This window comes from Ruegeria sp. AWH4_226 (genome assembly GCF_056159225.1).
Genome location: NZ_JBSWUU010000001.1, coordinates 2,922,369 through 2,935,184, shown reverse-complemented (window position 1 = coordinate 2,935,184; position 12,816 = coordinate 2,922,369). Strand labels below are relative to the sequence as shown.

Genomic DNA, 12,816 nt, shown 5'->3' with positions numbered 1-12,816 from the left:
TGAAAAGATATAAAGTCTACACATTATGGTATCGAAATGCAGATTCACGCCAAAACTGCGTTGTTAGGCTCGGACTGGATTCAAGATGTTCGGGTTGAAACGGATCAAGGGCGCATCAACCGGCTGCAGAGACAGTCCAAGGCGATGCCGGGGGACACGCAAGTGGATGTCCTTTTGCCCGCATTGGGCAATCTGCACAGCCATGCCTTTCAACGCGCCATGGCCGGTATGACCGAAACCCGTATGGCTGGGCGTGAGAGTTTCTGGACGTGGCGCACATTGATGTATCGTTTCCTCGATCAACTGACGCCCAAACAGATCCAGGCCATCGCCGCGCTGGTCTTCATGGAAATGCAAGAGGCTGGCTATGCCTCAGTCGGCGAATTCCACTATGTTCATCACCAACCCGGTGGTACGGCTTACGATTGCGTCTCGGAACTCAGCCAGCGCATTTTTGCGGCGGCAAGCCAGACGGGGATCGGGCTGACCCATCTGCCCGTGCTTTATACCTATGGGGGCGTCTCGCAAGAGCCGTTGTCAGGCGGGCAACTACGGTTCGGAAATACCGTGGATCAATTTCTCAGGTTGGTGGAAGATTGTCGGAATAACCTCCCTAATTTAGACTCTAATCTAGGCATTGCACCTCATTCCCTGCGCGCCACCTCACCCGCCAATCTGGCAGAGGTTCTACAGGCCGTACCCCAAGGGCCAGTACACATCCACATCGCAGAACAACAAAAGGAAGTCGCCGATGTTGAGGCCGCGCTGGGGCAGCGCCCGGTGGCGTGGTTGCTGGACAATGCTGACGTTAACGAACGGTGGTGCCTGATCCACGCGACCCACATGACTGACGCTGAGACTCGCGCCTTGGCCCGGTCTGGTGCAGTCGCCGGCCTGTGCCCGATCACCGAGGCCAATCTGGGCGACGGCATATTCAACGGCGCAACCTATGTTGGCGAAGGTGGGCAGTTTGGTGTCGGATCAGACTCTAATGTTAAGATTTCCTTGCCTGAGGAACTGCGAACGTTGGAGTATTCGCAACGGCTCCGCGATCATGAGCGTGCGGTTCTGGTGAGCGGCGAAGGCTCGGTCGGGCATGCACTTTACACAGGTGCCGCGCGGGGCGGCGCACGTGCGCTTGGACGCAACGCGGGCGAGATTGCCGAGGGCAGGCTCGCCGATCTGGTTGCCATTGACCGAAGCCACCCGACGCTTTGCGCTCTGACCGACGATCAACTGCTGGACGGGCTGTGCTTTGCCGCCCCCGACGGTTTGGTTACCGATTTATGGAGCGCCGGGCGCCATGTGGTGAAACAGGGCCGTCACATCGCACGAGATCAGATCATAGCCGATTACCGATCCGCGATTGCGGGTCTGTTGGCCTCGGTCTAAGGGAACGACGCGATGGCTCAATCAAACGACACAACCAGCTACAAAGACATTAAACAAACCGTTCTGGCGCGCATTCGGTCAGGCAAGTGGCAGCCTGACTCGCTATTACCGAACGAGCAGGAGCTTGCTGCTGAGTTTTCCTGCACCCGCACTACGGTAAACCGCGCCATGCGGGAACTGGCCGAGGAAGGCTATCTGGAACGCCGCCGCAAAGCCGGAACGCGGGTGCTGAGCGCACCACAACGGCAAGCGCGCTTTACCATCCCAATGGTCCGGGATGAGGTTGAGGCGATGGGCGGCACCTATCGCTATGCGCTGGTCTCGGCTGATTCTGAAACCGCGCCAGAATGGCTAAGCGCCCGCCTGGCTCTTTCGCCAAAGAAAAGCGTGGTGCATGTGCGCTGCATGCATTTCAACGGCAACACTCCGTTTCAGTACGAAGACCGCTGGATTGTCACAGCCTCGGTCCCGCAGGTGCAGCTAGCTGATTTCTCAGAAATCGGCCCAAATGAGTGGCTGATCCAAACTGTTCCCTTCACCAATGTCGAGCTTAGCTTTCTTGCCAGCCGCGCCAACGCAACGGTTGCCGGGTTTCTGGACGTGACCGAAGGGGACCCCGTCTTTACCGGAGAGCGGATCACGTGGTTAGAGGGTCAGCCAGTAACCTTTGCCAAAATGTATTTTGCGGCCGGATATCGTATGACTACAGAATTCTGAACGCGTTTTGAATTTCCGCGCCAAAGGGCTTTACCCCCCTTTCAATCCGATACAGATTCAGCCCCGATTGAGCAGGCGCAAAAGGAATGACGACATGGCCAACCCGCTTTATGACCGACTGTTTGGCATTCATGCGGGTAAGGACACGCCGTTTCTTCATCTGCCGGACGGGCAGACCCTGACCCATGCTGCCTTTCTAGACATGACTGCGCAGATCGCCAATGCCCTGACGGGGTACGAACTTGAACCCGGCGACCGGGTGGCGGTGCAGGTTGAAAAATCGCCTGAAATGCTGGCGCTTTATGCTGCCTGCGCCCAGACCGGGCTGATCTTTTTGCCGCTAAATACAGCCTACACCACAACCGAGCTGCGCTATTTCATCGAAAACAGTGGGGCAGAACTCGTTGTCTGCGACGCGACAAAAGAACAGGACCTCACACCCATCGCCGCCGCCCAGAACGCCCGGTTAGAGACACTGAACGCCGATGGCTCTGGCAGCCTGATGCGGCGGGCGATGGGGATGTTGCCGGCATTTGAACCGGTGAAGCGCACCGAAGACGACCTTGCCGCGTTCCTCTATACCTCGGGCACGACGGGCCGCTCGAAGGGCGCGATGCTGACACAGGCCAATCTGCTGTCGAATGCCCAGACACTGGTAAAGGAATGGCATTTCACCAAGGATGACGTACTGCTGCACGCCCTGCCAATCTTTCACACCCATGGCCTGTTTGTGGCAACGAATGTGGTGCTTGCGTCAGGCGGGTCGATGATCTTCCTGCCGAAATTCGATCTGGACGAGGTGCTGCGATGGATGCCTAGGGCGACGTCGATAATGGGGGTTCCGACCTTCTACACCCGCCTGCTGGGTGACGAGCGATTTACGGGTGATCTTTCCGGGCACATGCGGCTGTTCATCTCGGGCTCGGCCCCGCTGCTAGCAGAAACCCATGAGCGGTTCGAAGCGCGTACCGGCCACCGCATCCTTGAACGCTATGGCATGACCGAGACCAACATGAACACCTCGAACCCCTATGGTGGCGAACGTCGCGCGGGCACGGTGGGTTTCCCGCTGCCTGGTATCGAACTGAAGGTTACTGATCCGGAAACAGGCGCCGACCTGCCACAGGGTGAGATTGGCATGATCGAGGTGCGCGGACCCAACGTATTCAGCGGCTATTGGCAGATGCCCGAGAAAACCGCAGCCGAACTGCGTGAAGATGGGTTCTTCATTACCGGTGATCTGGGGCGCGTGGATGAGGATGGCTATGTTCACATCGTCGGGCGCGGCAAGGATCTGATCATCTCAGGCGGCTTTAACATTTATCCTAAAGAAGTCGAGTTGGTGCTGGATGATCAACCCGGCGTGCTGGAAAGTGCCGTGATCGGCGTGCCGCACCCGGATTTCGGCGAGACCGTGTTGGGCATTCTGGTGCCCAAACCGGGCGAGGCTCTGGACCCGGACGCCATCCTGACCAATGTCCAGAACGTGCTGGCACGGTTCAAACATCCGCGCAAACTGATCGTGGTTGACGAGCTGCCCCGCAACACGATGGGCAAGGTGCAGAAAAACGCGCTGCGCGAAACCTATGAAACCCTGTTTACAAAGGGTTAGGCGTTAGCGGAACACGTCCCGTCCGGGTCAAAAGCCAGCAATCCTGCCCTTCGAACACAGCCACCGCTAAAGACCGGCCATAACCCGCGCCCGCATCAAGATTGATCCGGTTGCCGCAATGTTCGGCCCGGTCGCCCGGTGTATGCCCGTGGACGACCAGCCATGGATGCGGGCCGGTTTCTTGCAGAAATTCGTGGCGTATCCAGACCAGATCGTCTTCGGCCTGTTGCTCCAGAGGGATACCGGGGCGGATACCGGCATGGACGAACAAAAGGTCGCCTTCGCGGTGATACAAAGGCAGAGCGTTGACGAAGTCGATATGCGCGGGCGGCACCGCCGCACAGGCGCGCTGAATAACCTGAAAAATGCGGTCATCGTCAGATACCTCGACCCCGTAGGACGCCAGCGTTTCAACACCCCCCAGACGCGGATGCAGCCAGTTGAGCATGATCGGCAGATGCTTGTCCGCGATTTCGCCCTCTTGCACAAAGCGCGCCATCATCCGGTCATGGTTGCCTTTGACCATGATCCAGTTTTTACGCGCACGCTGCCCTTCAACCAGCAGGTCCAGCACACCGCTGCTGTTTGGTCCACGATCCACATAGTCGCCCAGAAACACCACGCGGGTATCTGGCCCTCCATCCTGCTCAATCATGTGAAGCGCATTTTCCAGCATGTCCAGCTGACCGTGGATATCGCCGATGGCATAAAGCGGAGAAGTCATGAAATACCTTCTTAGCAACTCTTATTGCGTTTATGATGTAAACTGGCGACCGGCAAAAGAAAACGCCCGCGCAGTTGACGGCGCGGGCGCGACATTTCGCGAAAAATCAATACCGCTTAAGCAACGTCAAATTCCAGAGGCTTTATTTGCTTGAACAGCCCCGTTTCCGCCAGCTTGGCCCGCGCCTCTGCCGGAACAGGTTCATCGACATAAAGCAGGGCGATTGCCTCGCCACCCGCCTCGGACCGGCCGAGGGTAAAGTTCGCGATGTTCACATCGTTCTCGCCCATGGTCTGACCCAACGCACCTATGATGCCCGGCACATCCTCGTTGGTGGTGTAGAGCATATGCGCCCCGATCTCAGCATCGATGTTAATGCCCTTGATTTGGATGAAGCGCGGCTTGCCATCGCTGAACACGGTTCCACCGATCGAGCGTTCGCGCTTGGTGGTCACAACGGTGACCTTGATATAGCCTTCAAACGCACCGGACTTGTCCTGATTGGTGGTCGAGATCTTGATGCCACGCTCTTTGGCGACAACCGGGGCCGAGACCATGTTCACCTCGGGATTGAACTTCTTCATGATCCCCGCAACGACGGCACAATTCAGCGCAGCAAGGTTCATTTCGGCAGCCACACCATCATAGAGGATGTTGATTGCCTGCACCGGCTCATCGGTCATCTGGCCGATGAAGCTGCCGAGATGGCCCGCCAGCTTGATCCACGGCCCCATGACTTTGGCCTCTTCAGCGGTGACGCTGGGCATGTTCAGCGCGTTTTCCACAGCACCGGTCAGTAGATAGTTCGATATTTGCTCCGCCACCTGCAGAGCCACGTTTTCTTGCGCCTCGGTCGTTGCCGCGCCGAGGTGAGGCGTGCAGACAACGTTGGGCAAGTTGAACAGAGCGTTTTCCTTGGCCGGTTCCTCGCTGAACACGTCAAACGCCGCACCGGCGACATGACCCGATTGCAGTGCCTCGGCCAGTGCATCTTCGTCGACCAGACCACCACGTGCACAGTTGACGATGCGTACACCCTTCTTGGTCTTTGCCAGGTTTTCACGGCTCAGGATATTGCGCGTCTGATCGGTCAGCGGCACGTGCAATGTGATAAAGTCAGCTCGGGCCAGCAGTTCGTCCAATTCGACCTTTTCCACACCCATCTGCGCGGCTTTCTCGTCGCCGAGATAGGGGTCATAGGCCACGACCTTCATCTTCAGACCCAGCGCGCGTTCACAGACGATACCACCGATATTGCCCGCGCCGATCACGCCGAGGGTCTTGTTGGTCAGCTCGATCCCCATGAATTTGGACTTTTCCCATCTGCCAGCATGGGTCGAGGTGCTGGCCTCGGGGATTTGCCTCGCAACCGCAAACATCATCGCAATCGCGTGTTCAGCGGTGGTGATCATGTTGCCGAAAGGCGTGTTCATCACGATCACGCCTTTTTTCGACGCAGCTTCTTTGTCGATGTTGTCGGTACCGATGCCGGCCCGGCCTATCACCTTCAGCTTGTCCGCCTTTTCCAGAATCGTTGGCGTCACTTTGGTTGCCGACCGGATGGCAAGGCCGTCATACTGGCCAATCACCTCGGCCAGTTTGTCCTTGTCTTTGCCCAGATCGGGCATGAAATCCACGTCGATGCCTCGGTCGCGGAAAATCTGAACGGCGGTTTCGCTGAGCTTGTCAGAGACGAGTACTTTGGGGGCCATATTCTCTGGTCCTTGAATTGTATGAAAGGTCCGGGCCTGTTGCGGCCCGGTGCGCAAGATCAGGCGGCTTCGGTTTGCGCCGCGATTTCGGCCTCAAAAGCCCATGCGAGCCAAGGCAGCATCGCCTCGATATCCGAGGTTTCGACCGTGCCGCCACACCAGATACGCAGTCCCGCCGGCGCGTCGCGATAGGCTCCGATATCCAGCGCTATGTTTTCGGCCTCCAACCTTTTGGCCACGGCCTTGGCGAAGGCTGCGCCATCCTTGATCCGCGCATCGGTGAATTTCAGGCAGACCGAGGTATTTGATTGCGTTGCTGCGTCTTCGGCCAGGTTCGCGATCCAATCATTCTGGTCACAGAACGCGTGCACCGCACCGGCATTGGCATCGGCCCGGGCGATCAGACCCTGCAAGCCACCGACCGAGCGCGCCCAGTCCAGCGCAAACAGATAGTCTTCGACCGCCAGCATCGACGGCGTGTTGATCGTCGCACCGGTAAAGATGCCGTCGATCAGCTTGCCACCTTTGGTCAGGCGGAAAATCTTCGGCAGCGGCCATGCGGGCGTATAGCTTTCCAGTCGCTCCACCGCGCGGGGCGACAAGATCAGCATCCCATGCGCAGCTTCACCGCCCAGCACCTTCTGCCAGCTGAACGTGGTCACATCCAGCTTGTCCCACGGCAGGTCCATCGCAAACGCTGCGCTGGTCGCGTCACAGATGGTCAGACCCTGACGATCATCTGCGATCCAGTCGCCATTTGGCACCCGCACGCCCGACGTGGTGCCGTTCCATGTAAAGACAACGTCATTGGCAAAATCGATGGATGCAAGATCAACGATCTGACCGTAATCGGCCGTTTTGACCTCGGCATCGATCTTCAGCTGTTTGACCACATCCGTGACCCAGCCTGCGCCAAAGCTCTCCCACGCCAGCATCTCAACCTTGCGTTCGCCCAGCAGCGACCACATCGCCATCTCGACCGCGCCGGTGTCGGATGCGGGCACGATGCCGATCTTATAATTCGCCGGAATGCCCAATACCTCACGCGTGCCTTCAATGGCTGCCTTCAGCTTGTCCTTGCCAACAGCCGCGCGATGCGAACGACCCAGAGCGGCATCGGCCAGTTTGGTCAATTCAAATGTGGGGGGTTTGGCACAAGGACCCGAGGAAAAACGCGGATTAGCTGGCCGCAGTTCAGGTTTGCGCGCGGCGCCGTGTGACGCCGGTTGTTCAATTCTCATCTGTATTACCCTTCCAGATACACGCCCCTCGTTGGGGAGGGGTGTCCCACCTCAACTCCTAGAAAGCCCGATGTGATGCGGCAAGCAGAAAAGACGCTGTGACGGATGAAAACATGGTCGTGGTTTGCGCCGTTTACGGTCGCAAGTTTCCGATAGGCGAAAGATTTACGCCCGGTTATCGCCATTTGCATCGCGATTCACGGATTTTCAGGCGCTCCGCTTGGAGGTGCGGCAGATCAAGGCTCATTGGCCGAGGCGTGACGTGGCGACCGCTGAGTGCCGACACTGCGAGATATGCTGACCCTCGGCTTCGCGATTCGGGAAACGGTTTCGGTCAGATCATAATATTGTCGCTTGGTAACGCGGCGACGTACGGATGGGTGAATATTGGGTTTCAGGTGAATGCTAAGCTCAAAAAACGGGCAGCAGCAACGCGTATACCGAGCAGGTGCAGAACAAAATGCCGCACTGCAGCAAAATTCCTTGAACGGTGCCATAATTTCGAAGATTCTACAAAGAGCCGGCGCAAATTGCGTACGTTGTAAAGAAAGCGCCCCAAAACTGGGGCCAACTCAGCAAAGTCGCTCACGCTCGGATATCCTCCTCCCAATCAGAGCAGTGAGCGGCTTTTTTTCCTGAAAACCCAAAGATGACGAAGCCACATTGAAAGCGACCCCGCTCTTTTTCGGGGGGGGCTTTTTTGCTTGGACGTTATTCCGCAGCTTCTGCGTAATCCTCCATAGGCGGGCAAGTACACACCAGGTTTCTGTCGCCATATGCGTTATCGACGCGGTTTACAGGAGACCAGTACTTGTCGACACCCATAGAGCCCGGAGGAAAACACGCCTGTTCGCGGGTATAGGGGCGGTCCCAATCGCCGACCAGATCGCGCACCGTGTGGGGGGCGTTTTTCAGCGGGTTGTTCTCCGCGTCGATCTTGCCGTCGATGATGTCCTGCGCTTCGGCCCGGATCGACAGCATGGCGTCGCAAAAGCGGTCCAGTTCGTCCTTGGGCTCAGACTCGGTGGGCTCGACCATTAGGGTGCCCGCCACCGGCCAGCTCATCGTGGGGGCGTGGAAGCCGCTGTCGACCAGACGCTTCGCGACATCATCCACGGTCACATGTGCCTCGGCGTCCAGCGGGCGGGTGTCGAGGATGCATTCATGCGCCACGCGACCGGACTCGGAGGTATAGAGGATCGGATAAGCATCCTGCAGCCGTGCCGCGATGTAGTTGGCGTTCAGGATCGCAACTTTGGTCGCCTGGGTCAGACCCGCGCCGCCCATCAACAGTACATAGGCCCAGCTGACCGGAAGGATCGAAGGCGAGCCAAAGGGCGCCGCCGAGACCGGACCCACGGCGGTGCCGTATTCCGGGTGGCCCGGCAAATGCTCGGCCAGATGCGCCTTGACGCCGATCGGACCCATGCCGGGGCCGCCGCCGCCATGTGGGATGCAGAAGGTCTTGTGCAGGTTCAGGTGGCTGACGTCGCCGCCAATGTCACCGGGCCGCGACAAGCCCACCATGGCGTTCATGTTGGCCCCGTCGATATAGACCTGACCACCGTGATCATGGGTGATCTGGCAGACCTCCTGAACGGTGGTTTCAAACACGCCATGGGTCGAGGGGTAGGTGATCATGCAGCCAGCCAGATTGTCCGAGTGCTTCTCGGCCTTGGCGCGGAAATCGACGAGGTCGATATTGCCATTCTCATCCGATTGCACCGGGACAACCTGCCAGCCCACCATCTGCGCCGAGGCCGGGTTGGTCCCGTGTGCCGAGGTTGGGATCAGACAGACATTGCGGTGCCCTTCGCCACGGGCGAAGTGATAGTTGCGGATGGTCAAGAGGCCTGCATATTCCCCCTGCGCGCCCGAATTGGGCTGCTGGCTAATCGCGTCATAGCCGGTGATCTGGCACAGCTTGTCGTTCAGATCGGCGATCATCTCGTGATAGCCCTGTGCCTGATCTTCGGGGCAGAACGGATGCAGATTGCCGAACTCGGGCCATGTGACCGGGATCATCTCGATCGTGGCATTCAGCTTCATCGTGCAGCTGCCCAACGGGATCATCGCCCGGTCAAGCGCCAGGTCGCGGTCGGCCAGACGGCGCATATAGCGGGTCATCTCGGCCTCGGCCCGGTTCTTGTGGAAGATCGGGTGGGTCAGATAGGGTGTCTCGCGCAGAGCGTAATCCGGCAGGCGGTATTGTTTGTTCGAGCTGTCATCCTTGCGGTCGATGCCGAACGCGCCCCAGACCGCCTCGATCGTTTCGGCGCGGGTCTGTTCGTCAAGGCTGATGCCTACTCTTGTCTCGCCGACCTTGCGCAGGTTAATGCCGCGGGCAACAGCCGCTTCCATCACGGTTGTCTGAAGATGGCCAACTTCGACCGTAATCGTATCAAAGAACACCTCGGGCTCGACCGAGAAGCCTGCCTCTTCCAGGCCAGCGGCCAGACGCGAGGTTTTGCGGTGGACCGATTGCGCAATCGCCTTGATCCCGTCAGGGCCGTGGTACACGGCATACATTGAGGCCATCACGGCCAACAGCGCTTGCGCGGTGCAAACGTTCGAGTTGGCTTTCTCGCGCCGGATATGCTGTTCGCGGGTTTGCAAAGCCAGCCGGTAAGCCTTGTTGCCGCGGCTGTCGATCGACACCCCGATGATCCGGCCGGGCATCGCCCGCTTCAGCTTGTCGGTGGTCGCCATATAGGCCGCGTGCGGGCCACCATAGCCCATCGGAACGCCAAAACGCTGGGTCGAGCCGATGGCGATATCCGCGCCCATCTCACCGGGCGATTTGAGCAAGGCCAGTGAGAGGATGTCAGCCGCCACGATTGCTATGGCGTTGTGTTCGTGCAGCGCAGCGATCTCAGTGGTGAAATCGCGCACATGGCCGTGGGTGCCCGGGTACTGAAAGATCGCGCCAAAGACGGCACCGGCATCCAGCATGTCAGGATCGGCAACCTGCACGTCGATACCCAAGGGCTCGGCGCGGGTCTTGATCACCGCGATGGTCTGCGGATGGCAGTTCTTGTCAACAAAGAAAGCCGCGTTATTGCCCTTGGACCGACCGCCGCGCTTGGCCATGGCCATGGCTTCGGCCGCCGCTGTGGCTTCGTCCAGCAATGACGCGTTGGCCACGTCCAGCCCGGTCAGGTCGCTAACCATAGTCTGGAAGTTCAAGAGCGCCTCAAGCCGTCCCTGGCTGATCTCGGGCTGATAGGGCGTGTAAGCGGTGTACCACGCCGGGTTCTCAAGAATATTGCGCAGGATCGGTGCGGGCGTGGTGGTGCCGTAATAACCCTGACCGATCAGTGAGGTCAGAACCTTGTTTTTGCTGGCCACCTTTTTCATGTGATACAGCGCATCGCGTTCTGTCATCGCCGGGCCCCAATCCAGTGGTTCGGCCTGCCGGATTGCAGGCGGGACGGTGGCGTCGATCAGCTGATCCAGCGTCTTGAAACCAATCACCTTGAGCATGTCGCGCATCTCGGTCGGGCTGGGCCCGATATGACGGCGATTGGCAAAGTCATAGGCTTCGTAGTCGGTCAGTTTGAAGGCCATTGTTGCGCTCCTCAAAGAATGTCTCGCCCTGCCGCTCTGGCTGGAGCCTCCGGCGGGGATATTTTTTGCCAGATGAAGGGCGGATCCACACAGGAACCCGCCATTGGATCAGCCGATGAAGGTTTTATAACCGTTCAGGTCCATCAAGTCTTCCAACTGAGCGGCATTGCTCAGCTTGATCTTGTAAATCCAGGCGTTGCCCTCGGGGTCGTCGTTCAAAGAGGCGGGGTTGTCGGCCAACGTCTCGTTGACTTCGATCACTTCGCCATCAACTGGCGCATATATTTCGGAGGCTGCTTTGACGGACTCGATCACGCCAATCTCATCGCCCTTTTCGAATTCCTCACCTTCGTCTTTCTGTTCGACAAAGACCACATCGCCCAGCTGCTCGGCGGCATGCGCAGTGATGCCCAGAGTGGCAGTGTCACCTTCGACCTCGATCCATTCATGCTCTTCTGAGTAATAGGTTGCCATGTTGTCTTTCTCCTGACTTCAACGCTTGTAGTTCTGTTTGACGAAGGGCAGCGCCACGATCTGCGCGGGCAATGGCTTACCGCGTACGATCAGGTTCACCGTCTCACCTGCCGCACTATGGTCGGCAGAGACGTAACCCATCGCAACCGGCGCACCGACCGTGGGGCCAAACCCGCCCGAGGTGATCTGACCAATTGTATTCCCCTCAAGGGATTGCACTTCAACGCCCTGCCGCGCGGGCGCACGGCCCTCGGGCGCGATGCCGACCAACTTGCGCGCGGGACCTTCCACCAGTTCCTTCTGAATTCGCTCCGCCCCTGGGAAGCCCCCTTCTTCCCTGCGGCGTTTCTGAATGGCCCATCCCAGAGAGGCCTCAACGGGTGACGTGCTTTGGTTAATGTCATTGCCGTAGAGGCAAAGCCCCGCCTCAAGTCGCAGGCTGTCGCGTGCGCCCAGACCGGCCGGGTCGCAATCCGCATGCGCCAGAAACGCGCGCGTAATCTCTATGGCTTTGTCCTCGGGGATCGAGATTTCAAAGCCATCCTCTCCGGTGTAGCCCAGGCGCGATACGCGGCACGCGACACCCATGATGTCTGCCTCGGTGGTTTCCATGAACTTAAGATCGCGGGCCGCCGGGCACAGGTCACCCACTACATCTTCGGATTTTGGACCCTGCACAGCGACCAAGGCGCGGTCGAATATCTCGGTCACTTCGACGCCTTCCAGATTGGCCTTCATGTGCGGAATGTCCTGATGACGCAGTGCTGCGTTGACCACGACAAAAAAGTGATCCCCCGCGTTCGATACGATCAGGTCATCCATGATTCCGCCTTCGGGGTTGGTGAAAAACCCATACCGCGCCTTGCCTTCCTTCAGCGTTGCGTAGGCCTGCGGGCAAAGTGCCTCAAGCTTTTCGCCCACGTTTTCGCCCCGCAGGATCACCTGACCCATATGGCTTACATCAAACACCGCCGCTTTGTCGCGGCACTGCTTGTGCTCTCCCATAATACCCATCGGGTACTGTACCGGCATCTCCCACCCGGCAAAGTCGACCATCTTACCGCCCAATTCAACATGCAGATCATACAACGGTGTGCGCTTTGGTGCGGTCATCTTCTTAACCTTTCAATGCCGTTCGCAAAGGTTGCTGTGCGCGGCGCAGTGGTAGCTTTGACAGGCACCAAGGTTCCCGGGACGCTATTGCGAGTCAACAGGGTTTCACCGGGCGCGAAAGCAGGTGGTATGCGGCCGCATGCAGCAATTTTGTATCGTATAGGAAACTTTTTTCCGTTAGGCAACACAAAAGGCGTACAGTGTTTTGCCGAATCCGCGCCGGGGAGACACCGTCTACAGACCGATTTGTGCCCGCACCCCGTC

The 12,816-nt window shown here is 58.5% G+C and carries 9 protein-coding genes; 3 read left to right on the top strand and 6 right to left on the bottom strand.

All coding sequences use genetic code 11. From position 1 onward, the window contains the following. Positions 1-36 precede the first annotated feature (36 nt). From ACXAET_RS14505 to ACXAET_RS14495, 3 genes are all read left to right on the top strand, one after another. Positions 37-1,392, top strand: coding sequence for a formimidoylglutamate deiminase (locus ACXAET_RS14505; protein WP_475186500.1), 1,356 nt, complete (start codon positions 37-39; stop codon positions 1,390-1,392). A 12-nt stretch (positions 1,393-1,404) separates the two neighbouring features. Continuing rightward, positions 1,405-2,109 (top strand): GntR family transcriptional regulator, encoded by a 705-nt coding sequence (locus tag ACXAET_RS14500; protein ID WP_475186498.1) that lies wholly within the window; start codon positions 1,405-1,407, stop codon positions 2,107-2,109. A 94-nt stretch (positions 2,110-2,203) separates the two neighbouring features. Then, the gene (locus ACXAET_RS14495; RefSeq protein ID WP_475186495.1) at positions 2,204-3,721 is read left to right on the top strand and encodes a malonate--CoA ligase; all 1,518 of its coding nucleotides are present in this window, start codon (positions 2,204-2,206) and stop codon (positions 3,719-3,721) included. On the opposite strand, the gene ACXAET_RS14490 is transcribed toward ACXAET_RS14495, so the two are convergent. The 6 genes from ACXAET_RS14490 to gcvT all read right to left on the bottom strand — a co-directional run bounded on the left by ACXAET_RS14490 (position 3,708) and on the right by gcvT (position 12,552). Further along, on the bottom strand, positions 3,708-4,445 hold the full coding sequence (locus ACXAET_RS14490) for a metallophosphoesterase family protein (protein ID WP_475186493.1): 738 nt from the start codon (positions 4,443-4,445) through the stop codon (positions 3,708-3,710). The genes ACXAET_RS14495 and ACXAET_RS14490 overlap by 14 nt on opposite strands. 116 nt (positions 4,446-4,561) lie before the next feature. Continuing rightward, entirely contained in the window at positions 4,562-6,157 is a 1,596-nt protein-coding gene (gene serA, locus ACXAET_RS14485) for a phosphoglycerate dehydrogenase (RefSeq protein WP_475186490.1), read from the bottom strand. Positions 6,158-6,216: 59 nt separating this feature from the next. Then, positions 6,217-7,398, bottom strand: a complete 1,182-nt coding sequence (locus tag ACXAET_RS14480; RefSeq protein ID WP_475186488.1) for a phosphoserine transaminase — start codon at positions 7,396-7,398, stop codon at positions 6,217-6,219. Positions 7,399-8,109: 711 nt separating this feature from the next. Then, complete coding sequence (gene gcvP / locus ACXAET_RS14475; protein WP_475186486.1) at positions 8,110-10,965, bottom strand: aminomethyl-transferring glycine dehydrogenase; 2,856 nt, start codon at positions 10,963-10,965, stop codon at positions 8,110-8,112. Positions 10,966-11,073: 108 nt separating this feature from the next. After that, positions 11,074-11,439, bottom strand: coding sequence for a glycine cleavage system protein GcvH (gene gcvH, locus ACXAET_RS14470; RefSeq protein WP_068336854.1), 366 nt, complete (start codon positions 11,437-11,439; stop codon positions 11,074-11,076). 18 nt (positions 11,440-11,457) lie between these two features. Further along, positions 11,458-12,552, bottom strand: coding sequence for a glycine cleavage system aminomethyltransferase GcvT (gene gcvT / locus ACXAET_RS14465; RefSeq protein WP_475186484.1), 1,095 nt, complete (start codon positions 12,550-12,552; stop codon positions 11,458-11,460). Positions 12,553-12,816: the final 264 nt, after the last annotated feature.